Raw genomic sequence first — 21727 nt, 5'->3', positions numbered from 1 at the left:
GGCACCAAAGCATTGTTCGAGCATAAAAAAAACGGAGGCCCTGGCCTCCGTTTTTTTATGCGTAAAAGCTGTGATTAGTCGATGTATTCCACCGCTTTTACCACCTTCTGTACACCGCCCACGGTGCGGGTCTTCTCCGCCGCATTTTCCGCCTCCTGACGGGTCAGCAAGCCCATCAGGTAAACCACGCCGTTTTCGGTGACGATCTTGATGCGTCCGCTGTCGATTTCCTTATCGGTCATCAGGGCGCCTTTCACCTTGGTGGTAAGCCAGGTGTCGCTGGTGCGCGCCAGCACCGATGTGGTGCCGCGCACCTGAATCTCGTTGTATACCTGGCGCACAGAGTGCACCTGCTGTGCCGTTTGCCCGGCCAGATTGCGCAGGTCATTGCTGGAAACCTGTCCGGTCAGCAGTACCACGCCATTAAAGCTGGTGACGTCGATATTGGATTCCTTCAGTTCCGGGTGCGCCTTGCGCAGGTTGACCTTGGTGATGGTTTCCAATTGCTGGTCATCGATGTAGGTGCCAAAGCTGCGCTCGCCCGGATCTGGCTGAATTGGGCCGTCGTGGGTGGCGTCCAGCACGGTTGCACAGCCGCCCAACAGCGCCAGCAAGCCACCCCCAATAAGAGTTTTCAGAGTTGCGGAAAATGTTTTTTTCGCGCTCGATCGCATGGATTATTCCTCGAATCCGCCAAACAGACTGCTGTCGATGAGATCGCACAGACAGAAAAGTATTAATAATTGAACCTGGTGTACTTCTGAAGCAACCGCGGAAGGTACGCGCAATTCAATATCGTGTACGTCCAGAAGTGCGGTGCAGTCTCCATCCGCTTCTCCACCGGTTAGTGCCAGTACGCCCATATCGCGATCGTGCGCGGCGCGGATGGCTTGCACCAGATTTGAGTCCTGGCCGTCGGTACTGATGATCACCAGCAAATCACCGGGCTGGCCCAGTGCACGAATCTGACGCGCGTAGGATTCGGCCCGGCCATGGTTGCGGGCAACGGTGCCGGTGGTTACCGCATCGCCATTCAGGGCAATGGCCGGCAGGCCCGGTCGCTCGCGCTCGAAGCCGCCCATCAGCTGAGCGGAAAAGCTTTGCGCAAGCGCGCCACTGAGTCCGTTGCCACAGATCAGGAGCTTATTCTCGGCCAGCAGGGTGTGCACGATCATTTCGCTGGCTTCGGCAATGTAGGGTGCCAAAAGTTCACCGGCATTCATGGTGGCTTCAATGCTGCGGTGAAACAGGGTTACCACTCTCTGTTCCATGTACTCTGTGTATTCCTGTGAGTGAGCCTATTTATTGCCCGAAGGCATTTTGTATCCAATCAATGTTGAGTGGTCCATCACCGTTTCCGCGCTCGATCGTCACAACGTCGAAACGACAGGGGCAATCCAATCTGCGTAATTGCAGGTAGCCGTTGGCCGTGGCGAGTAATTTTCGCTGTTTTCGATAGTCAATGGAAAGCCCGGCGCCACCAAAAGTCCGGTTGCGCCGGTAGCGCACCTCAACAAACACCAGGGTATTTCCATCGTGCGCGATTATATCAATTTCGCCGAAGCGCCCGCGAAAGTTGCGCTCCACGATACGCAGGCCCGCGGCAATCAGGTGCCGCTCGGCCTGCGCTTCCATCTGGTTGCCGATACTGGTGGTGTCCATGAAATTCCTTTTCGATGGATGTGTGTCAGTGAGCGCCCGCTATCCCTCAGTTCTGCGTAATGGGTACCGGGGCTCCCTTGTTGATCCGCGCCCAGATCTGTTCGCGCACAATGCGGCCGTCTGCACTCAGGCTGAGCGCGCCAGTCAGTCCGTATACCTGCTGGTCCGGGAACTGGCGAAGAATCGGCAGGCGTGGGTACAGGCGGAAGGCATCGGCGCCGAGCGCATACAAACGGGCAAAGGCTGGGGCCGGTGCCGCCTGTTTGACGATGTTCTGCTTGGTTTCGTTATTGTCCTCAAACAGCCACGGCAGTGCGGTAAAGCGCACACCGTTGAGGTCCCTGTCGCGCTGGCGGTCGATATTGCCGGCAAAGATCTGCGAGGTGGAGTAAACCGGCAGTTCGCCCGCGTAGAAGAACGACAGCATCGGTTTGATCTGGCGAGCCTGCTGTGGCTGTGCCAGTACAAACAGCATGTCGATATCGCCGCGACGGCGCGGGGTGAACTTGAGCGGGGTCGACAGGGTGCTGCGCAGGGCGCGCTCCCGTTCTTTACTCTCAGAAATCAGCAGGGAGTCGCTCACCAGCTGCGAGAAGTTGGAGTTATCCCGGTAGTTGCGGCTGACGCTCACGGTACCGCCCAGGCGGTTCCACTCTTCGGTGAATGCGGTCAGTCCACGCTGGCCCCAGCCAGACTCGGGGGCCAGGATCATGGCCTGACGGTGGCCCTGGAGGAACGCTTGCTGGGCTACCTGGCGGGCTTCGTCTTCGATGGCGAGGCCAAATTGCACCAGATCGTCGGTCAGGCGGCCCTCATCGCCGTAGTTCAGGGCGAGGGTTGCCACTGGCAGCTTCTCGGTAGCGAGCAGGTTGGCGACCTTGCTTTTGTCGAGCGGGCCGACAATTGCCTGGGCGCCACCGTTGACGGCCATCTGGTAAATCTCTTCAAACGGCTGCTCGGTACCGGTGTCATACACCTGGACCTGCGGCGTGGGCGCACCGGCGTCCAGCGCGCTGTAGTAGGCCGCCATAAAGCCATCGCGAATTGCGCGGCCGGCGGAGCCAAGTGGGCCGGACAGCGGCAGCAACAGGGCGACATTTTGCGCCGGTTGTGTGGCCAGTTGCTCCAGCAGCTGCAGGGCCTGCGGCGGATGGCTGACCGCGGGGTGGGTCGGCCACTGCTGGCGCCAGCGGCTCAGCTCGCTCAGCTGGGTACTGATATCGGCCTGGGTATCGCGGCCGATCAACGCCAACTGGTACCAGGCGCGCATCTGCGGCGACAGGCTCTCATCGGCGCGCAGGCGCAGCTCGGCGGAGGGCAACTGGGTCAGCAGCTGCCACAGGCCATCGTTGTTGGTAAAGGTTGCCTGGTCATCCAGAGGCAGGCCGGCGATACGCTGCCGCTCCTGAATACCGCTATCGATATCGCCCATCAGGCCCCACAGGTCCGCGCGCAGGTTGCGCAGCGGCAGGGCGGTGGTGGCCGGGATCTCAAACCAGGACTGTTCCAAGCGGGGTGCGCTTACTAGGTCCAGGGCGGTGAAAAACTCGTCGTCCGCCGCCAGCGCGCTACCGTAGACTTGCGCGTACTGGGCGTATTCCGAATTGGTCAGCTGTTCCGGGTCAATACTGCTGGCGGTCTGCAGAACCGTCGCGTTATCGCCCAATCCGTATAGAATGGCGGCCGCCTGCAGCTGCGCCTGATCCTTTTGTGGCGAAGGCAGCTGGCGCGCCTCGCTCAACAGGCGAATGGCGCTCTGGCGGTTGGCGGTTTCCGCATCGCTGGGCGCGGCAGCAACCGGGGTGCCGGGCTGGGTACTGGGTGTCTGGCAACCGGTCAGGGCCAGAGCCAGAGTGCCTGCAGCCAGGCTATTCAAAATGAAGGGGATACGCCGGGAAAGGGCGGACATATTCTTCTCCCACAAAACTTATTCTGGAGTGAACTATGGGGCTTGATACAGCGGTGCTATATATCGTCGCGACGCCCATTGGCAATTTGGCTGATATGGTACCGCGAGCCGTTGAAGTTCTACAATCCGCTGATTTGGTGGCGGCAGAGGACACCCGTCACAGTCAGAGACTTTTTTCCCACTTTTCCATCGATACACCCCTGGTTGCGTACCATGACCACTCGGACGATCAGCGCACCAACAAGATTCTCGAGCGTCTGGCGCAAGGGCAGACTGTGGCACTTATTTCCGATGCGGGCACCCCGCTGATCTCCGATCCGGGCTACCGGCTGGTGCGCGATGCCCGTGAACGGGGCTTCCAGGTAGTGCCCATTCCCGGGCCCTGTGCCTTTGTGGCCGCTCTGTCCGCTGCCGGGTTGCCCAGCGACCGCTTCTCATTCGAGGGCTTTTTACCCGCCAAGTCGCAGGCGCGGGCCAAGGCTCTGGATGCCTTGGCCGGGGAAACGCGCACCATGATGTTCTATGAGGCGCCCCACCGGGTGCTGGACACCCTTGAAGCCATGGCGGAAAGCTTTGGCGGTGAGCGCGAGGCGGTGATCGCGCGCGAGCTAACCAAGGCCTTTGAGACCATCCAGCTGATGCCGCTTGCGGAGCTGGTGGAGTGGGTGCGCGCAGACAGCAACCAGCAGCGCGGCGAGATAGTCCTGCTGGTGCGCGGCGCTGCGGAGTCAAAAGCCGCGAAGTTGGACGCAGAGTCAGAGCGGGTGATGAAGCTGCTGCTGGCCGAGTTGCCGCCCAAGCGCGCTGCCGCGCTGGCGGCGGAGATCACCGGGGTGAACAAAAAGGTGCTGTACAACTGGTCGCTGGCGCAGAAATAGCGAATTTCGTGTTATCGGCGCGAGCCGATGAAATTGTCTTGCATCCCGCACCCCCGGTCATTAACCTTCGCGCCCGAGTCAGCCAGACAATCGCTGTTCGATTGCCTTCGGGTGGTTGGATGGAGGAAAGTCCGGGCTCCATAGGGTGGGACGCCAGGTAACGCCTGGGGGGCGCGAGCCTACGGAAAGTGCAGCAGAGAGTAGACCGCCGATGGCCTGTTCGCAGGCACAGGTAAGGGTGAAAGGGTGCGGTAAGAGCGCACCGCGCGGCTGGTAACAGTCCGCGGCACGGTAAACCCCGTTCGGAGCAAGACCAAATAGGCCCCCTTTAGCCTTGTGCTAGCAGGTGTGACCCGCACTGGGGGCGGGTAGGTCGCTTGAGGTGTCTGGTGACAGGCATCCCAGATGAATGATTGTCCGCGACAGAACCCGGCTTATCGGCTGACTCACCAATTTCCTCTCCCGCCACACCAGGCTGCATCCTTTTTCGGTCTGGTGTGGCGAGCTAGAGCTACTATTTTCTTGCCACCAGCATTCCTTCCTGCCGGTACCAGTCGGCGGCCTCGGCAATACACTCTTCCACCGTCGGTACCTTGTAATCCAAGCGAGCGACTGCTTTGCTGCTGTCGGTATGCTGCCGAGCCATCATATAGCGCGCCTGCCCGGGGTTGATTTGTGGTGGTTTGTTAGTTATCTCCGAAAGCCATTCACAGGCATAGGCGTAGGCAAGGAATGCCCAGCGCGGCAGGGTAAAACGCGGTGGTTTGGCTTGGATTTCCTGAGCGATAAGTTGCCAGATCTGTTTGTGGGGCATGTTGCTGTGCGGTAATCCTGCGCACAGGAAGTCCTCGCCACTGCGCGCTCTCTCGGCGGCAGCAATATGCGCTTTCGCCACCTCCCGCACATGACAAAAGGAGCCGCCCCCGGGAATAAACCCCGGCAGTGATCCTTTGAGTAATTCGAAAAATACGGTTCCTATTTGCAGGGTGTGATCGAATGGGCCGATCATAAACCCGGGGTAGATATACACCACATCCAGGCCTTGTTGCTGCCGAATGTTTTCCAGCCGCTGTTGGGCTTCCAATTTGGTTTCCCCGTAGTGGTAGCCCATATTGGTGAAGTTAAACTGGCCAGTTTCCTCGTTGACCGTGCCGCCGTTCGGGCATGCACCCAACACATCCAGTGTACTGGTGTGCACCATCCGCCGGACACCGTGTTCCAGACACGCGCGCGCGACATTGAGGGTGCCATCCACGTTGATAGCGCGCTGGCGAGGGTAGAGGCGCTTCCAGTAGGAAGTGTCGCCGGCAACGTGAAATACGGTATCGCAGCCCTTTGCTAGAGGCAGTACTTCCTCCCGTTTGGTAATGTCGGCAAGTACAATCTCTACGGGGAGTGCACGCAGGTATTTATCGTTGGAACCGTGCATACCACTGGCGCGGACCTGCCAGCCTTGCTCGACCAGCTCATGCACCAGGTTTAGCCCCAGGAATCCGGTGGCGCCGGTAACCAGACATGTTTTTTGCATATCAGTGCTCCCCCTGCAATTCCACTTGGCGACGATAGCGTTGCATGCCGCGCTGGCCCAGACGGGCGAAGAAGGGGTAAATGCGAACCAGCAACCCAGGCACGCAGCCGATCAGTTTGCCCATCCAGCTATCGGAACGCGAGCTGTAGTATTCCAATTTGCGGGTGCGCAGTGCTTTCAATATCAGCTCGGCAATGTAATCCGCACTCTTGGGCGTGCTTACAAAATTGAGTGGGCTACCGCCGTTACGTACTTCCCAGCGCAACATGGGAGTGTCTACAGCGCTCGGGTAGATACCGGACACATAAACCCCACTACCGTGCAGCTCGGCATGCAGGGCATTGGTAAAACCGCGCAGGCCGAATTTGGTGGCTGAATAGGTTGCCGACCCGGGCAGCGGCACCAGCGCCGCGGCAGAGATAGTGTTAATAATGTGTCCGTGTTTTTGCGTCAGCATTTTTTTGGCCAGCGCGCGATTGATTTGAATGGCACTGCGCAGGTTTACTTCCAATTGCAGGTCGAGATCTGCGGGATCGCTGTCTGCCACAAATAAGGTGGATGCAATACCGGCATTGACGAGGCCTACGGCAAGCTCTCCGGAATAGTTTTCTATTTCGCTCAACAAATTCGAGAGTTGGACGCGGTCTGCTAAGTCCACGATGGACGCTCGGCATTGCGGCAGCTCCCGACTGAGTTCTTCCAGTGCGCTACCGTCGCGATCTACCAACCACAAGCTATTCCCCTGGGCGCTGAATTTTTTTGCCGCAGCTCGCCCGATACCGCCGGCAGCGCCGGTAATTAATACCTGTTGCATGGACGCCTCCTAGATTGCGCTTTGGACTTGTGCCGAAGTCGGGTGACCTGCATAAAAGTCTTCACTCAGGTCGGGCCAGCCCATGGCGCGACGCATTTTGCGCATTGCTTTGCCGTAGGCTTGCTGGTTGGCATAGCCACTGTGACGGTTAGATTCGACGTAGCGGACGCCGCCGCTGAGATCTGGTTCCGGGCCCTGAATAAACTGCGCGAGCCTTTCTGCCGCATTGCCACCTTTGCGTTGTGTATCAATCGTGTTGGCGATCAGGTATGCCATATCGTCAAACATTTTGTAGGCGCCGCCGTTCGTCTCCACGTAGCCATTGATGAAAATACTTGGGTCATTGCGGTTAAAGATTTTCAAAAACGTTTGTGGTCGCTCGTGTTCCCAGGCAAATGTATTCGCGGGCAAATAAGGCAGCTGCCAGTGATAACCCGTCGCGAGAATGATGGTATCCACCTCGATGCTGCTGCCGTCTTTGAAGAACACCTGCTTGCCCCGCAAGTAATCAATCGCGCCTTTCGCGGCAATGTCTCCATGCTGCAGATAGTGCAGTAATTGACTGTTAAGAATCGGATGGCTGGACAATACCGCGTGATCTGGTTGCGGCAGGCCGAGACGGCGAAGGTCGCCATTTAACAGGCGTAGTAGTGGTCCAAATGTCTTTTGTTGTACCCAGGCCGGTAACCAATTGGAGCGAGCTCCAAACACATCAGCCGGCATGCCGAAAATGTGTTTGGGTACGAAGTGGTAACCGCGGCGCAGGCTGATGTAGGCCGACTCCGCGTTCGCAGCGGCGTCGCAGGCGATATCCACCCCGGAGTTACCCGCACCTACAACGAGAACCTTGCGATCCCTCAGCATGGAGGCGTCGCGATAGTTCACTGAATGCAGTACCTCACCTTCAAATTCGTCTTCTCCGACAAGCGTTGGCCGGTTGGGTAGCCAGTTGGTGCCGCTGGCGCAGACTAACCAGCGGAAATTGTGTTCCTCGGTGGTGTCATTCTCGCTGCGCGTGCGCAGGTACCAGCCATTTGCGGTGCGCTCCACATTGCCCACAAGGGTGTTAAAGCGAATATCGGCCCGCAAGTCGTAGGTTTCGGTAAATGCGCGGATGTACGTCAGCAACTGCCGGTTGGAGGGGTAATCCGGGTAGCTCTCCGGCATGGGAAAGCCGTAGTGACCGGACATGGTCTTCGAAGAGATAAAGTGGGCTGATTCGTACATGGGACTTCCGGGGTTCTCGATATCCCAGATACCACCCACGTCGGAGTGTTTTTCGAAGCTTGTGAACGGGATATCCATGGCGCGCAGCGCGCGCGCGGTGGCAAGTCCCGCGGGACCTGCGCCGATGATCGCTACCTTGTGGGCAGGTGCGTCGTTGGCAGGCTCGTCGGGTTGCATTTGCTGATCAGCCATTGTTATTCCTTGTTGTCGCGTGTGGCCTTCTCAAAACCTTAAACAGTTTCAGGTTTTGCTCAAAGGTAATGGCTCCCCTGCGGGCCTGTCAATAAACCTGAATAACTTTAAGGTTTTTATCCGGTATGATACGCGGTGTCGAGCAGTGAGAGTCCATATGCCAAAGCGTGTCGAAAAGCCCGGTCCGGAGGGGCAGCTAGTTAGCCGTAACGAGGTGCGTGCACCCCGCCAGAGCCGCAGCCGTGCGCGGGTTGATGCCATTTTGCAGGCGTGCAAGGAATTGATTGTCGAGCGGGGAAGTGCCGGGCTGAAAGTTCAGGATATTGCCGCGCGCGCCGGGGTAACAGCTGGCTCAATGTATCAGTATTTCCCCAATAAAACGGCGATTATCGAGGCGCTGACACGCCAATATATGGAGGAGTTTCGCGGGACGCTTGGCAGCACCGTGGCTGAGCCAGTACGCGACCTCGACGATTGTGTGTCCAGATTGCACCAGCTGCTCGACCAGTTTTTTACCTTCTATGAATGTGAACCGGTATTTCGCGACCTTCTAGTGAGTGCCGCCGCGGATAAGTCGCTGCAGGATCTGGATATCGAGGATAGTCGCTTTAATGCCGAGCAGGTGTTTGCTTTCTGTCGCGACTTGTTTCCTGAGAAAAACTGGCCGGCGCTGCACGAGTTTTTATTTGTGTGTATGCACCTTGCCAGCTCTGCTGTGCAGCTGGCGTTGAGCCTGCCTGCGGAGCGCGCATCCATCATCGCCAATGTAAAATTGCTGATTTCCCGCGGCGCTTTGGAGAGGTTTATGTCTTCCTGAGTAGCAGGGATTTGAGTATCAGGAATTAGTGAATCTTGTTTTAGAGGGAGGGTGGGGAACCCTCCTCCCGGTAGTTACTTACAGTGGCCAGTGACTACTTACTTCTGCAGTAACAATCCGCACTCCCGATGCTCTTCACCCTTGGTAGGGTCAAAGTACACATCATTATCCGGCAGCTCGTTCTCGTACACGTACTCTTCCACATCAATTTCCTTGAGGTGGAACATGGGGGCTACGCGAATGGTGCCATGGTTGCCCTTGGTAAACACATCCAGGCCCTTGCGGTGCGCATTCTGATCGTGGCGGATGCCATTCAGCCACACGTCCGGCTTGAGCTCTTCCATGGCGCGGTTAAACGGTTCCAGCTTTACCGTGCGGGAGAAGAAGTCGTGCTCCGGGGTGTCCAGTGGCGGAATCCCACCGTACACCGCGTTGTAATGCGCCGCGGACATCTTTGGCGAATAGGTGTACAGGTTCAGGTCCAGAAGTTTGATGACCTTCTCGATATGGCGATAGGTTTCCGGCGTGTTATAGCCGTGATCCACCCAGATAACGGGGATGTCCGGCTTTGCCCGGGTTACCAGGTGTAGGAATGCAATTGCCAGGGGGCGAAAGTTGGTGAACACCACCGGGTTTTGCGCCTCGGCGATGGTGAATTCCATGATTTCACTGGGCTTGCTGTCTTTGAAGCGCTGGTTGAGTGCGTCCAGGTCGGCACCGTGATGGAAGGTGCGGGCAACGGCGCTTTGCGTGCTCAGTCCTGCTGAAAGGCCCATGCTGAAAAATTCCTGCTTAAAGTTGGATATGGCAAAGCTACAGCGACTCATTCGGTATTAAAAATAATAAAAGCTGATTTTTATATGCCTCTAGGTTCTATTTGTCTGGTTGGGGCTTGCGTCACCGGCTCGACCTGCGGGTCTCTGGTCGTGTGGGTAAGTTCAGGAATGGCGGAAAAAGCATCTTTCGGCGCAAAAATCCTCTCGAGACTGCTCCAGTTGCTTTGAACGCTGTAAGTGCCCGCTCACATCTACGATTTTTTATGCCTGTCATGGCACTTTGGCGCGAAGTTAAAGTGGTTTATTAGGTTGGCAAAGTAAGTGCTTGCTTTGCAGCTCTTTTGTGCCGCCTTACATGTGCCGAAAATGTGACCACTTCGCCTGTAGCCCGCGAAATTACTGGGCCCTTTCTACTTTTCTCCCCTCTATTTCCTTGACTTTGCTCCGCTCAGATTTATAGTGTCGTAGGTGGAGAAAAGTGGAAAATTGTGGGTGATTGTGGAGTGTTGGTGGTTGTGAGTGGTTGTTTGCCCACATTCGCCAGCCATATAGAGCAATTCCCCCGCTTTTCTGATTAAAAACTGTGCATTTGAAATGGGAAACTGAGCAGCGGCAGATTCATGTATCTGGGTAGCCACGCAATCAATATGGATGCCAAGGGGCGTCTGGCGATTCCGGCGCGAGTAAGAGACTCGCTGCTGGAAGATTGTGATGGTCGTCTGGTTGTGACGGCGCATACGGAAGAGCGCTGCTTACTCGTCTATCCTGATGCACAGTGGCGCGAAATCCTTCCTAAGATTGAGGCACTGTCCAGTTTCAATAAAGTGGCGCGTCGCGCCCAGCGGTTGTTGATTGGTTATGCCTGTGAGCTGCAGGTTGACGCCAATGGCCGGGTACTGATTCCTCCCACCCTGCGCGAGTACGCCGGGCTAGAGAAAAAGCTGATGCTGGTGGGGCAGGGCAAGAAATTGGAATTGTGGAGCGAAGACCGCTGGATGCATTGGCTCGACGACAGCGAAGGGGATGGTGAGATGCCCGAAGAGATGGCTTCTCTCTCCCTGTAAACGAATTTAACCAAACGCAGGAGAAAGGGGTGTCCCAGGATCTGCATCGCAGTGTGTTGTTACGCGAGGCTGTGGACGCCCTGGTGGTGGACCCCGACGGCTTTTATATAGACGGCACTTTCGGCCGTGGTGGTCACAGTGCACTGGTGCTGGAGCAGCTCGGAGAGGCCGGTAGCCTGCTGGCAGTGGATAAGGATCCACAGGCCATCGAGTACGCGGGTGAGCGTTTTGCTGGGGAATCGCGGTTTGCGATCTGGCATGGCTCTTTTGCCGATATGGATCAGGCGGCCGCCGGGAAGGTGGGGCAGGTCTCCGGTATCTTGCTGGACCTGGGGGTCTCTTCACCACAATTGGACCAGGCCGACCGCGGGTTCAGCTTTATGCAGGATGGGCCGCTGGATATGCGTATGGATACCAGTCGCGGTATGAGTGCCGCCGAGTGGGTCAATACGGAATCCGAGTCTGAAATGGCGCGGGTGTTTAAAGAGTACGGCGAAGAGCGTTTTGCGCGCCGTATGGCTGCAGCCATTGCCAAGCGCCGGGTCGAAAAGCCATTTGAGCGTACGCTTGATCTGGCAGAGGTGGTGAAGGCTGCAAACCCTGCCTGGGAAAAGGGTAAGCATCCGGCCACGCGCGTGTTCCAGGCAATACGCATACATATAAATGGTGAGTTGGACGACCTTTATCAGGCGCTGGACAAGTCGCTACAGCTGTTAAAGCCAGGTGGGCGTCTGGTCATTATTAGCTTCCACTCACTGGAAGACCGCATCGTGAAGCGTTTTATTCGCGAGCAAGAAAAGGGGCCGCAGTTGCCGCGTGGATTGCCGGTGATGGACAGCCAGATAAACAAAACTCTGCGCTCTGTGGGTAAAGCGGTCAAGGCTGAGGCCCAGGAGGTCGGTGAGAATGTTCGCTCAAGAAGTGCCGTGATGCGAGTGGCGGAACGCTTGCCGGGTCGGGCGCAATAAATGGCGACGAAGAAGTTGTGGTTGTTTGTGCTGTGGGGGCTGGTGATGGCATCCGCCTTGGGGGTGGTACACACAACGCATCAGAGTCGGGTTTTGACCGCCCAGCTGGAGCAGGCGCAGCGCCACCGGGATGAGCTGCGTTACGAGCAGGAGCGTTTGTTGCTGGAGCGCGGTGCCTGGTCTGCGTACAGCCGGATTGAGCAGGTTGCAAAGGAAAAACTGGATATGCACGCGCCGGGTCCCTCCGAGCGGGTATTGGTTTCTAAGAATTAGAAAGTTGGGAAGGTGTTTTGGCGCGGTGCCAAAGCAGTAAAGCCAAAACAACAGAAAAGAAAAACAGGGTCAGGGGAAGGTCTCCATTATGGGTGCCGTGAAAAAGCAGCAACAACAGCCGGGTATTGCCCGCTGGCGCTTCGCGCTGGTGGCCGGTTTGCTGTGCCTGCTTGCCGCGGCCCTGGTGATCCATCTTGCTGGGCTGCAAGTGTTGCCCGAGCAGGATAAGGGTTACCGGTTCCTGCAGGATCAGGGGCGCGCGCGCACCATTCGTACCGAAGAAATAGCCGCCTATCGAGGCAGTATTCTGGATCGCAATGGCGAGTTGCTGGCGGTGAGTACGCCGGTGCACACCATCTGGGCAAACCCTCAGCTGTTAACAGAGACAAGTGCTGACCAGTTGCGTCTACTCGCATCGGCGCTTGGCACACCGCCGGCCCGTCTTGCGGAACGCCTGAACAAGTATCGCAATAAAGGGTTCATGTACCTGCGTCGCCATATGACACCAGAGGGCGCGCAGAAGGTGCTGGCTCTGGATCTGGCCGGGGTATACAGCAAGAAAGAGTACCGGCGCTTTTATCCGGCGGGCGAAGTGACTGCCCAATTGCTGGGCTTTACTAATATCGACGACCTTGGCCAGGAAGGTCTTGAGCTCGCTTATGAGCAATCCCTGGCGGGCGAGCCAGGCAAGCGCCAGGTGATGAAAGATCTTAAAGGACGTGTGGTGCGCGATCTGGCGGTTCAGCAGGAAGCGCGCCCCGGGCGCGACCTTCAGCTCACCATTGATATGCGCCTGCAATACCTGGCGTATCGGGAATTGAAAAAAGCTGTTGCAGAAAACGGTGCCGCGTCCGGTTACATGGTGATCCTCGACACCCAATCCGGCGACGTGCTGGCGATGGCGAATCAGCCTTCTTTTAACCCCAACAATCGTGCCGGGGTTAAGGCTGCCGCAATGCGCAACCGCGCACTGATCGATCAGTTTGAGCCCGGCTCGACGATTAAGCCACTGACCGCGCTGGCGGCACTGGAGACCGGTCGCTGGCAGCCAAATACGCGGATCAATACCAGTCCGGGATATATCCGCTTGCCAGGCAAAACATTGCTGGACCCGGTGAACTACGGCGAGATTGACTTGACCAAGGTCATCACCAAATCCAGCCAGGTGGGAATCACCAAAGTGGCAATGGATTTGGAGCCTGAGACCTTGCGTGGACTATTTTACCGCTTGGGGCTGGGCGAAGCAGTTGGCAGCGGGTTCCCCGGAGAAGCCCCGGGAATACTGCCAACCAGGGATCGATGGCACCCCATTGAGCTAGCAAACTTTGCGTTCGGCTACGGTTTAACAGTGAACGCGGTGCAATTGGCTCAGGCCTACAGTGTGGTCGCCAACGCCGGGCTTAAACGCCCGGTTTCGCTGATTTTGGAGCAGGGAAAAAAAGCTGCCACAAATGCTCCGGCAGAAAGTGTGGTTGATGCCGAGCTGGCGCGCCAAGTTGCCGCGATGCTGGAGACCGTAATCGGCCCCGAAGGCACCGGTAAGCACGCTTCTGTGGACGGTTATCGTGTAGCAGGCAAGACCGGTACCGTGCACAAGGTAGGGCGTGAAGGCTATGTCGACAATCGCTATCGCTCTGTGTTTGCCGGCTTCGTGCCCGTGGATAATCCGCGCCTCGCCGCGGTGGTAGTGATCGACGATCCGACCAATACCAAATATTACGGTGGTGAAGTGGCGGCCCCGGTTTTTGGCAAAGTTATGACTGGTGCCATGCGCTTGCTGCAGGTGCCACCTGAACATATTCCGCCGGCTGATGAACAGCTGGCGAAGCAGCTGGACGAAAGAGGTACAGCATCGTGACCCAGCGCAACCAAACGCATACAGATAATGCACGCCAAGTATCCCTGGCGACGCTGGTGCCCGGCTATGCCGGTATTCCAGATATTTCAGTGAGTGGCGTCGCCCTGGATAGCCGACAAGTGAAGTCTGGCGACGTGTTTATGGCGCTTCGCGGCACCGTGGTGGATGGCCGTGAATATATAGACAGCGCTATCGCTAACGGCGCTGCCGCGGTGCTTGCCGATGGTGAGACGCTCGATAGCGTCGAGCGTAATGGTGTGCAGGTCATTACCGTGCCCGGCCTGGCCGCGCGCGTGGGTGAGATTGCCGCGCGTTTTTATGGCAACCCAAGTGCAGAAATGTATCTGGTGGGTATTACCGGTACCAACGGAAAGTCCACTTGTGCGTATTTGACCGCACAACTACTTGCAGCCCATTTTGGCAGCGCTGCAGTGATGGGCACGATTGGTAACGGTGTGTGGAAAGATGGCGAAGTCCATCTGGAAGATACGGGCCTGACCACTCCCGATCCGGTGCGGCTGCAAAAAGATTACGCAGAATTTTATGCGCAGGGCGCACGCGCTGGTGCCATGGAAGTTTCTTCCCACTCCCTAGCGCAAGGGCGGGTGCACGGATTGGAATTTGATACCGCGGTATTTACCAATCTCACCCGGGATCACCTCGATTATCACGGCAACATGGCGGCCTACGGTGCGGCCAAAGAAAAGCTGTTTGGCTTGCCCAAGCTGAAGCGCGGGGTGATCAATATTGATGACCCGTTTGGTGCGCAAATGGTTGAGCGCTGCAAATTGCGTGGTTTGAGAGTAACTACCTACGGCTTACAGTCCGGTGACTTGCAAATTCGTGATCTGAAGCGTCTGGATAGCGGCTTCTCGGTGCGTCTTATTACGCCCTGGGGTGAAGGGGAATTGAAGGCACCACTCATTGGGGACTTCAATATTCACAATGCGCTCGCGGTTGTGGCTGCCGCAGGTTCAGCAGGTATGCCCCTGACGGGCATTCTTGCAGCCTTTGAAACTATTCGCCCGGTACCTGGTCGCATGGAGCGCGTTGTCTCGGGAGAAAGCGAGGACATCAGTGTCCTGGTGGACTATGCCCATACACCGGATGCACTGCGTGCAGCGCTGGAGGCCGCGCGGCCCTATTGTCGCGGCAAATTATGGTGTGTGTTTGGTTGCGGCGGTGATCGTGACACGGGCAAGCGCGCACCGATGGGTCGCATCGCGGTCGAGCTGTCCGATTGTCCTGTGGTGACGAGTGACAACCCGCGCGGCGAAGATCCGCAAAAAATTATCGACGATATTTTGCAGGGCGTAGACGACCAGAAATGTGTGGTGAAGGCGGATCGTGCCGAAGCGATTGCTTTTGCAGTCGCCAATGCTGGCCCTGGCGATACCGTATTGATTGCGGGGAAAGGGCACGAAGACTACCAGCTGGTCGGCGACCAAAAATTGCATTTCTGCGATCGCGAACAGGCCGCCAGTGCGCTGCTTGAGAGAGCTGCCGGCCAGACTGCAGGGAGTGAATCATGATTGCACCACTTACCCTCGAACAGTTGCAGCAGCGATTTGGCGGTGAGTTGGTTAACGGCTCGGTGCAATTTGACGCGGTGTGTACCGATACCCGCAAGCTCGACGCGGGTGCCCTATTTGTCGCCCTGCGGGGAGAGACCTTTGATGCCCACGACTTTCTGGCCGACGTGGATGGCAAGGTACTCGGAATCGTGTCCGAGAAACGACTGGAGAATTCTTTGCTGCCGCAGTGGCTGGTAAAAGATACGAATGTCGCCCTGGGGCAGATTGGCCGCCTGTGTCGCGAGCAATTCAGTGGGCCCGTCATCGGTATCACCGGTTCTTGCGGCAAGACCACGGTGAAAGAAATGCTCGCGGGTATTTTTGGACAGCGCCATAACGTGTGTGTGACACAGGGAAACCTGAATAATCATTTTGGCGTGCCGATGACCCTGTTTTCTCTCGCGCCCGAAAATGACGTGCTGATTGTGGAGATGGGGGCGAGCGGGCCGAATGAGATCGGCTATTTGTGCAGCATTGCTAACCCCAAAATCACCGCAGTAAACAATGTGATGCCTGCGCATGTAGAAGGCTTTGGTTCGGTGGATGGTATTGCAACTGCCAAAGGGCAGATCTACACCAGCCTCGAACCCGGTGGTGCGGCAGTGATCAACGCAGACGACAACTATGCGGATTACTGGCGTGGCGAAATGCCAGAAGGTGTGCGCACCCTGGAAGTGGGATTTGGCCACCAGTGGGCGGTGCACCCGGACAATATCGAATTGGATTCTCGCGGTTGCCCGAAGTTTGATCTCGTCGTTGAGGGTGTTTCCCATCCGGTACAGCTACAGGTGCTGGGGGAGCACAACGTACATAACGCACTGGTTGCGTCGGGTATCGCCCACGCTGCGGGAATTCCGGTAGCCGAAATCGCAACCGGACTCGGTGTTTCCAGCGGCGTTGCCGGGCGTATGCAATCGCTCAGCGGGCGTAATGGCGCCACCGTGATTGACGATAGTTACAACGCCAACCCGGGGTCGGTGAGTGCCGCAATTGAAATGCTCGCCCAGCGCGACGGCAAAAAGATCCTGGTGCTGGGGGATATGGCGGAACTGGGTCCGGAGGCGGATAGCGCCCATCGCGATATGGGATTGCTCGCCCGCGAGCGCGGAATCGATCAGTTGTTTACTCTGGGCAGTTTGAGCGGGGCGGCCAGCGTGGCGTTTGCCGCGGGCCATCAACATGAACAACGTAATTTCTCCGAGCGCGAATCCCTGATTAAGGTGCTCGCGCCGGAGCTGGATGAAAACACCACTGTGCTGGTGAAAGGTTCCCGCAGTGCGCGCATGGAACTGATCGTGCAGGCGCTGACTGACGGAAATCAATAAAAGGTTAACACCATGCTGCTATGGCTGGCTGAATATTTACAACAGTACGTTAAGGGTTTTACGGTCTTTAACTACCTTACCGTACGCGCCATTCTCGGTGCGCTGACAGCACTGGGGATTTCGCTGTTGGTAGGCCCGCGGATGATTTCGTGGCTGGACCGTCTACAGGTGGGGCAGGCGGTGCGCGATGACGGCCCTCAGTCGCACCTGAGCAAGTCGGGCACCCCGACCATGGGCGGTACTTTGATCCTTGCGGCAATTTTTTCTGGCGCTTTGCTGTGGTCCGATCTGAGCAACCGACTTGTGTGGGTAACTCTGCTGGTGACCTTTGTGTTTGGCGCGGTTGGGTTTGTGGACGACTACAAGAAAGTCGTCGAAAAGAATTCACGCGGTCTGATCGCGCGCTGGAAGTACTTCTGGCAGTCGGTGGCAGGCCTGGGTGCTGCCATTTACCTATACATGAGCGCGACGACACCTGCGGAAACGCAATTGTTTGTGCCGTTTTTCAAAGATGTTGCGATTAACCTGGGGCCGGTGATGTTTATCCTGCTCACCTATTTCGTGGTGGTGGGCTCCAGTAACGCGGTCAATCTTACCGATGGGCTTGATGGCCTGGCGATTATGCCGTCGGTCATGGTGGGTGGTGCACTGGGGCTGATTGCTTACCTGGTCGGCCATGTGGAATTTGCCAACTATCTGCATATTCCCTATATCGCTGGCGCTGGTGAACTGGCGGTGTTTTGTGCCGCGCTGGGTGGGGCCGGGTTGGGCTTTTTATGGTTTAACACCTATCCCGCACAAGTATTTATGGGCGATGTGGGCGCATTGGCCCTGGGGGCCGCGCTTGGCATCATCGCGGTGATTACCCGTCACGAGATTGTGCTGTTCATCATGGGTGGCGTGTTTGTGATGGAAACGGTGTCGGTCATTCTGCAGGTCGCATCGTTCAAGCTTACCGGTAAGCGAATTTTTCGTATGGCCCCGCTGCACCACCATTTTGAATTGAAAGGTTGGCCGGAGCCCCGCGTGATTGTGCGTTTTTGGATTATTACGGTGGTCTTGGTGCTGGCCGGTCTGGCCACGCTCAAGCTGCGTTGATCAGGAACCAGGGATAACTAGAAACATAAATCGACAATGAACCTTATCGCAACCTCAGAGAAAAAAGTGGTGATCGGATTGGGTGCTACCGGGCAATCGGTGGTGCGTTTTCTGCTGCGCCAGGGAATTTCTCCTGTTGTTGTTGATAGCCGCGAGGCACCGCCGACGCTGGAACAGTTTTGCGCCGAGTATCCGGATGTGGCCGTCGAATGTGGTCCGCTCAATCCGGATACCTTGCTCGCCGCCAGTGAAATTATCGTCAGCCCCGGCGTGGGCGTCGCAGAACCGGCGATTGCTGCTGCCATGGCTGAAGGTATCCCCGTTGTTGGCGATATAGAACTGTTCGCGCGCGCGTTAAATCGTCTTGAGGAAAGTCCAAAAGTCATTGCGATTACCGGCTCCAATGGCAAAAGCACAGTGACCACCCTTATGGGGGAGATGGTCTCTGCGGCCGGGTTCAATGTCGAAGTGGGCGGCAACATCGGTGTGCCGGTCCTCGATCTGCTGGCACGGTGCGAATCGAACATGCCGGACGTGTTTGTGTTGGAGTTGTCCAGTTTCCAGTTGGAAACTACTTACTCGCTGGCTCCGGATGTCGCGACGATCCTGAATATGAGCGCGGATCATATGGATCGCTACCCGAGTATGGCCGCCTACCACCAGGCGAAGCAGCGTGTGTATCGCCATGCCCAGCAGCTAGTGATCAATCGCGCTGACCCGCTGACTCGCGGCCCGCTGGGTAAAGATCGGGTGGAGTGGAGCTTTGGGCTCGACCGTCCGGATCTGCGCCAGTTTGGAATAATTCGTGACGGCGCAGGCCAGTGGCTAGCGCAGGGTACCGAAAAATTATTGCGTACCGACGAAATGGCAATGGTGGGTAGCCACAACATTGCGAATGCGCTGGCAGCACTGGCGCTGGGCAATGCAGTAGGTATGGAAATGCCCGCGATGTTGCAGGTGCTTCGCCACTTTACCGGTCTGACCCATCGCTGCGAGCGGGTCGGTGATATGGACGGTGTTGTATTCGTAAATGACTCCAAAGGTACCAATGTTGGCGCTACCCGTGCCGCGCTGGACGGACTCGCGGATGACGAACACAAAATTGTATTGATTGCTGGTGGCGACGGTAAGGGAGCGGATTTCTCGCCCCTGGGCGAAGCGGTAAGCGCGCTGCGTGGCTTGGTTACTATCGGCGTGGATGGTCCGAAGATCGCCAGTGTGTTTGCCGATGGCGTGCCGCAGGTAGCAGCGAGTGATATGGCTGATGCAGTGACGAAAGCGCGTGCGATGGCGCAATCTGGCGATTTCGTACTGCTGTCTCCAGCCTGTGCCAGTTTTGATATGTACCGCAATTTCGAAGCGCGCGGCGAAGATTTTCGTCGTGCGGTGGAAGAGCTTGTTTCCGGTGGTGGTGCGGACAGGGAGGCGCTGCAATGAGCAAGTTGCCCCTGAACGCGGCGAACCAGCAAATAGATCCATATGCCTGGGTGCTGCCTTTTTGCGTGGCGGCGCTGGCGAGTATTGGCGTGGTGATGGTTGCCTCGGCATCGGTCGCATTTGCTGCGGACCTGTACAACGACCAGTGGTATTTCCTCAAGCGCCATTTGGTGTTTCTGGCCGCGGGTGTCGTGGGCGCGTTGATCCTGAGCCGGATCTCGCTCAACACCTGGTCGAACCTGTCCTGGACGCTGTTGATTTTTGCTGTGGCCATGCTGGTGGCGGTGCTTATCCCCGGAGTGGGGCGCACGGTGAATGGCAGTATGCGCTGGATTGCCCTCGGGCCAATCACGGTACAGCCGGCGGAAGTTGCCAAATTTTGCTGTTTGGTGTTTTTTGCGAGCTTCCTGACGCGGCGTCACGAAAAGCTGCGTCACTGGACCAGTTTTATGGTGCCGATTTCCGTGCTGGGCATTGTCGCACTGCTGCTGCTTCTCGAGCCCGACTTTGGGTCGGTAGTGGTGATCTCGGGCACCGCTCTGGCGATGGTGTTTCTTGCCGGAGCGCGCCTGCCGCATACCTTTATGTTGGTGGCGGTTGCCGCTTGCGGACTGGTGATGATGGCGATTTTCAGCCCCTATCGCTTGCAGCGTTTGACCACTTTCTGGGATCCGTGGGCGGAACAGTACGCGGCGGGCTACCAGTTGACTCAGTCACTGATTGCATTTGGCCGAGGTGAATGGTTTGGCGTTGGCCTGGGTAACAGCGTGCAGAAATTGTTTTATTTGCCGGAGGCGCATACTGATTTTGTATTCGCGATTCTGGCGGAGGAGTGGGGCTTGTTTGGTGGCCTGCTGGTTATTGGTTTGTATGCGGCGCTGACCTGGTCGCTGTTGCGACTGGTGCGTAAAGCGCTGGCCAAACAGGCGTACTTTACCGCTCTGCTTACCTTCGGTATTGCGGTGCTGCTGGCAGGGCAGGCCTTTGTGAATATGGGCGTTGCCTCTGGCCTGTTACCCACTAAGGGGCTGACCTTGCCATTTGTAAGTTCCGGTGGCTCCAGTCTGGTGGTGTGCTTTGGCCTGTTTGCCCTGGCACTGCGCGCGCAGAAAGAATTGAACAGTGAAGAAGGTCAGGACCAGGGGCGCATTGAAAAAATCAGCCAGTTGCCGATTTTCAATCCACTGCAGCTGGGCGACAGAAAATCCGGGGAGGCGGCGTAATGAATACCTCAGTTGTCACCAAGCGCTTCGCCGGCAAGAAAATTTTGATGATGGCGGGCGGTACCGGTGGTCATGTCTTCCCGGCGCTTGCGGTGGCCAATGCGCTGCGGGACCAGGGTGCATCCATCGAGTGGCTCGGCACCATGCGCGGTATCGAATCACAACTAATTCCGGCGGCAGAGGTCCCGTTGCACTTTATTACGGTGGAAGGGGTGCGCGGAAAAGGTAAGGCTGCGTTGCTGAAAGCGCCTTTGCAGATTAGCAAGGCGGTTTGGCAGGCGCGTAAAGTGGTTAGTGAAGTGAAGCCTGATGCCGTGTTGGGTTTTGGTGGCTTTGCTACTGGCCCCGGCGGTGTTGCAGCGCGACTTGCCGGAGTGCCGTTGATTATCCATGAGCAAAATGCCGTGGCCGGGACCACCAACCGTTTATTGGCAAAAATTGCGCGCCGGGTGCTGGAAGCGTTTCCCAGTGGACTGCCCAGAGCTGAGGAAGTTGGCAATCCAGTCAGGGTAGAAATATCCCAACTGCCGGCGCCGTCGTCGCGAGTGGGTACGGTACAGCCCCCACGCCTGTTGGTGCTGGGCGGTAGCCTGGGGGCGGTTGCAATCAATGAGCTCGTGCCGAAGGCGCTGGCCAACATTGCCGAAGATAAACGTCCGCAGGTGGTGCATCAGGCTGGGCAGCGGCATTTGGATGTGGCGAAGGAAGCCTATGAGCGCGCCGGAGTTTCCGCCAACGTGGTGCCGTTTATTGCCGATATGGCGGCCGCTTACGGTCAGGCGGACCTGGTGATTTGTCGCTCAGGCGCTTTGACCGTTTCCGAGATTGCCGCTGCGGGATTGGGCGCGATCATGGTGCCGTTTCCATTTGCGATTGATGATCACCAAACAAAGAACGGTGAATGGCTGGAGCAGGCGGGCGCCGCAAAAGTGATTCAGCAAGATGATCTTGATGCATCACAGCTGGCCCAATTACTGGAAGGCCTGTTCGCCCAACCGGAAAAATTATTGGCCATGGCCGAGGCTGCGCGCCGAGTGGCCAGGCCTGATGCGACCGACCGAGTGTTGGCCGTGTGCAGTGAAGAATTGAGGTGCTGATATGTCC

Annotated in this window: 20 protein-coding genes and 1 other RNA gene; 13 read left to right on the top strand and 8 right to left on the bottom strand. The window is 57.2% G+C overall.

Going from position 1 to position 21727, the window contains the following annotated elements; translation table 11 throughout:
* Positions 1-74: 74 nt before the first annotated feature.
* From KUV22_RS13650 to KUV22_RS13635, 4 genes are read right to left on the bottom strand one after another with little or no spacing between them, the layout of a single operon-like run.
* On the bottom strand, positions 75-674 hold the full coding sequence (locus tag KUV22_RS13650; RefSeq protein WP_222232001.1) for a BON domain-containing protein: 600 nt from the start codon (positions 672-674) through the stop codon (positions 75-77).
* Between the two features lie 3 nt (positions 675-677).
* Positions 678-1271: an SIS domain-containing protein gene (locus tag KUV22_RS13645; protein ID WP_222231999.1), complete on the bottom strand. Its 594-nt coding sequence runs from the start codon at positions 1269-1271 to the stop codon at positions 678-680.
* A 31-nt stretch (positions 1272-1302) separates the two neighbouring features.
* On the bottom strand, positions 1303-1662 hold the full coding sequence (locus tag KUV22_RS13640) for a YraN family protein (protein WP_222231997.1): 360 nt from the start codon (positions 1660-1662) through the stop codon (positions 1303-1305).
* A gap of 46 nt (positions 1663-1708) precedes the next feature.
* Positions 1709-3571 (bottom strand): penicillin-binding protein activator, encoded by a 1863-nt coding sequence (locus tag KUV22_RS13635; RefSeq protein WP_222231995.1) that lies wholly within the window; start codon positions 3569-3571, stop codon positions 1709-1711.
* 35 nt (positions 3572-3606) lie between these two features.
* Between KUV22_RS13635 and rsmI the strand changes: the two genes are divergently transcribed.
* Both rsmI and rnpB read left to right on the top strand, forming a co-directional pair.
* Positions 3607-4449: a 16S rRNA (cytidine(1402)-2'-O)-methyltransferase gene (gene rsmI / locus KUV22_RS13630; RefSeq protein WP_222231993.1), complete on the top strand. Its 843-nt coding sequence runs from the start codon at positions 3607-3609 to the stop codon at positions 4447-4449.
* Between the two features lie 74 nt (positions 4450-4523).
* Positions 4524-4902, top strand: an RNA gene (rnpB, locus tag KUV22_RS13625) — RNase P RNA component class A.
* A gap of 61 nt (positions 4903-4963) precedes the next feature.
* Here rnpB and KUV22_RS13620 read toward each other — a convergent pair.
* The 3 genes from KUV22_RS13620 to KUV22_RS13610 are packed head-to-tail and all read right to left on the bottom strand — an operon-like array spanning position 4964 to position 8210.
* Positions 4964-5977 (bottom strand): NAD-dependent epimerase/dehydratase family protein, encoded by a 1014-nt coding sequence (locus tag KUV22_RS13620; protein WP_222231991.1) that lies wholly within the window; start codon positions 5975-5977, stop codon positions 4964-4966.
* 1 nt (position 5978) lies between these two features.
* A complete protein-coding gene (locus tag KUV22_RS13615; RefSeq protein ID WP_222231989.1) occupies positions 5979-6791 on the bottom strand; it encodes an SDR family NAD(P)-dependent oxidoreductase in 813 nt (270 codons plus the stop codon).
* Positions 6792-6800: 9 nt separating this feature from the next.
* Positions 6801-8210 carry a flavin-containing monooxygenase gene (locus tag KUV22_RS13610; RefSeq protein WP_222231987.1) on the bottom strand — a complete coding sequence of 470 codons (1410 nt, stop codon included), beginning with the start codon at positions 8208-8210 and terminating at the stop codon, positions 6801-6803.
* Positions 8211-8367: 157 nt separating this feature from the next.
* Between KUV22_RS13610 and KUV22_RS13605 the strand changes: the two genes are divergently transcribed.
* Positions 8368-9027, top strand: a complete 660-nt coding sequence (locus tag KUV22_RS13605; RefSeq protein WP_222231985.1) for a TetR/AcrR family transcriptional regulator — start codon at positions 8368-8370, stop codon at positions 9025-9027.
* A 98-nt stretch (positions 9028-9125) separates the two neighbouring features.
* On the opposite strand, the gene KUV22_RS13600 is transcribed toward KUV22_RS13605, so the two are convergent.
* Positions 9126-9803, bottom strand: coding sequence for a phosphoadenosine phosphosulfate reductase domain-containing protein (locus tag KUV22_RS13600; RefSeq protein WP_222231983.1), 678 nt, complete (start codon positions 9801-9803; stop codon positions 9126-9128).
* Between the two features lie 620 nt (positions 9804-10423).
* Between KUV22_RS13600 and mraZ the strand changes: the two genes are divergently transcribed.
* The 10 genes from mraZ to murG all read left to right on the top strand — a co-directional run bounded on the left by mraZ (position 10424) and on the right by murG (position 21720).
* On the top strand, positions 10424-10867 hold the full coding sequence (gene mraZ / locus KUV22_RS13595) for a division/cell wall cluster transcriptional repressor MraZ (RefSeq protein WP_010132529.1): 444 nt from the start codon (positions 10424-10426) through the stop codon (positions 10865-10867).
* Between the two features lie 29 nt (positions 10868-10896).
* Positions 10897-11835 (top strand): 16S rRNA (cytosine(1402)-N(4))-methyltransferase RsmH, encoded by a 939-nt coding sequence (rsmH, locus tag KUV22_RS13590; protein WP_222231981.1) that lies wholly within the window; start codon positions 10897-10899, stop codon positions 11833-11835.
* Positions 11836-12108 carry a cell division protein FtsL gene (gene ftsL / locus KUV22_RS13585; protein WP_222231980.1) on the top strand — a complete coding sequence of 91 codons (273 nt, stop codon included), beginning with the start codon at positions 11836-11838 and terminating at the stop codon, positions 12106-12108.
* 88 nt (positions 12109-12196) lie between these two features.
* On the top strand, positions 12197-13966 hold the full coding sequence (locus tag KUV22_RS13580) for a peptidoglycan D,D-transpeptidase FtsI family protein (RefSeq protein ID WP_222231977.1): 1770 nt from the start codon (positions 12197-12199) through the stop codon (positions 13964-13966).
* Entirely contained in the window at positions 13963-15498 is a 1536-nt protein-coding gene (locus KUV22_RS13575) for a UDP-N-acetylmuramoyl-L-alanyl-D-glutamate--2,6-diaminopimelate ligase (protein ID WP_222231975.1), read from the top strand. Before KUV22_RS13580 ends, KUV22_RS13575 begins: the two co-directional genes overlap by 4 nt.
* Complete coding sequence (locus tag KUV22_RS13570; protein ID WP_222231973.1) at positions 15495-16865, top strand: UDP-N-acetylmuramoyl-tripeptide--D-alanyl-D-alanine ligase; 1371 nt, start codon at positions 15495-15497, stop codon at positions 16863-16865. The genes KUV22_RS13575 and KUV22_RS13570 overlap by 4 nt, the downstream gene beginning before the upstream one ends.
* Before the next feature lie 12 nt (positions 16866-16877).
* Positions 16878-17963: a phospho-N-acetylmuramoyl-pentapeptide-transferase gene (mraY, locus tag KUV22_RS13565; RefSeq protein ID WP_222231971.1), complete on the top strand. Its 1086-nt coding sequence runs from the start codon at positions 16878-16880 to the stop codon at positions 17961-17963.
* Positions 17964-17999: 36 nt separating this feature from the next.
* Positions 18000-19400, top strand: a complete 1401-nt coding sequence (gene murD, locus KUV22_RS13560) for a UDP-N-acetylmuramoyl-L-alanine--D-glutamate ligase (protein WP_222231969.1) — start codon at positions 18000-18002, stop codon at positions 19398-19400.
* Positions 19397-20623 (top strand): putative lipid II flippase FtsW, encoded by a 1227-nt coding sequence (ftsW, locus tag KUV22_RS13555; RefSeq protein WP_222231967.1) that lies wholly within the window; start codon positions 19397-19399, stop codon positions 20621-20623. The genes murD and ftsW overlap by 4 nt, the downstream gene beginning before the upstream one ends.
* Positions 20623-21720 (top strand): undecaprenyldiphospho-muramoylpentapeptide beta-N-acetylglucosaminyltransferase, encoded by a 1098-nt coding sequence (gene murG, locus KUV22_RS13550; protein ID WP_222231965.1) that lies wholly within the window; start codon positions 20623-20625, stop codon positions 21718-21720. Before ftsW ends, murG begins: the two co-directional genes overlap by 1 nt.
* Positions 21721-21727: the final 7 nt, after the last annotated feature.

The sequence above is a fragment of the Microbulbifer agarilyticus genome, from assembly GCF_019800665.1.
GTDB lineage: Bacteria > Pseudomonadota > Gammaproteobacteria > Pseudomonadales > Cellvibrionaceae > Microbulbifer > Microbulbifer agarilyticus_C.
This window is presented reverse-complemented; position numbering and strand designations above follow the sequence as displayed.

Excerpts from the sequence above, each read along its gene's own strand:
- KUV22_RS13635 (WP_222231995.1), bottom strand. The coding sequence starts at position 3,571 with ATGTCCGCCCTTTCCCGGCGTATCCCCTTCATTTTGAATAGCCTGGCT.
- murD (WP_222231969.1), top strand. The coding sequence starts at position 18,000 with ATGAACCTTATCGCAACCTCAGAGAAAAAAGTGGTGATCGGATTGGGT.
- ftsW (WP_222231967.1), top strand. The coding sequence starts at position 19,397 with ATGAGCAAGTTGCCCCTGAACGCGGCGAACCAGCAAATAGATCCATAT.
- ftsL (WP_222231980.1), top strand. The coding sequence starts at position 11,836 with ATGGCGACGAAGAAGTTGTGGTTGTTTGTGCTGTGGGGGCTGGTGATG.
- KUV22_RS13650 (WP_222232001.1), bottom strand. The coding sequence starts at position 674 with ATGCGATCGAGCGCGAAAAAAACATTTTCCGCAACTCTGAAAACTCTT.
- KUV22_RS13580 (WP_222231977.1), top strand. The coding sequence starts at position 12,197 with ATGGGTGCCGTGAAAAAGCAGCAACAACAGCCGGGTATTGCCCGCTGG.
- KUV22_RS13605 (WP_222231985.1), top strand. The coding sequence starts at position 8,368 with ATGCCAAAGCGTGTCGAAAAGCCCGGTCCGGAGGGGCAGCTAGTTAGC.
- KUV22_RS13610 (WP_222231987.1), bottom strand. The coding sequence starts at position 8,210 with ATGGCTGATCAGCAAATGCAACCCGACGAGCCTGCCAACGACGCACCT.
- mraY (WP_222231971.1), top strand. The coding sequence starts at position 16,878 with ATGCTGCTATGGCTGGCTGAATATTTACAACAGTACGTTAAGGGTTTT.
- KUV22_RS13620 (WP_222231991.1), bottom strand. The coding sequence starts at position 5,977 with ATGCAAAAAACATGTCTGGTTACCGGCGCCACCGGATTCCTGGGGCTA.
- KUV22_RS13615 (WP_222231989.1), bottom strand. The coding sequence starts at position 6,791 with ATGCAACAGGTATTAATTACCGGCGCTGCCGGCGGTATCGGGCGAGCT.
- murG (WP_222231965.1), top strand. The coding sequence starts at position 20,623 with ATGAATACCTCAGTTGTCACCAAGCGCTTCGCCGGCAAGAAAATTTTG.
- KUV22_RS13645 (WP_222231999.1), bottom strand. The coding sequence starts at position 1,271 with ATGGAACAGAGAGTGGTAACCCTGTTTCACCGCAGCATTGAAGCCACC.
- mraZ (WP_010132529.1), top strand. The coding sequence starts at position 10,424 with ATGTATCTGGGTAGCCACGCAATCAATATGGATGCCAAGGGGCGTCTG.
- KUV22_RS13570 (WP_222231973.1), top strand. The coding sequence starts at position 15,495 with ATGATTGCACCACTTACCCTCGAACAGTTGCAGCAGCGATTTGGCGGT.
- KUV22_RS13600 (WP_222231983.1), bottom strand. The coding sequence starts at position 9,803 with ATGGGCCTTTCAGCAGGACTGAGCACGCAAAGCGCCGTTGCCCGCACC.
- rsmI (WP_222231993.1), top strand. The coding sequence starts at position 3,607 with ATGGGGCTTGATACAGCGGTGCTATATATCGTCGCGACGCCCATTGGC.
- KUV22_RS13640 (WP_222231997.1), bottom strand. The coding sequence starts at position 1,662 with ATGGACACCACCAGTATCGGCAACCAGATGGAAGCGCAGGCCGAGCGG.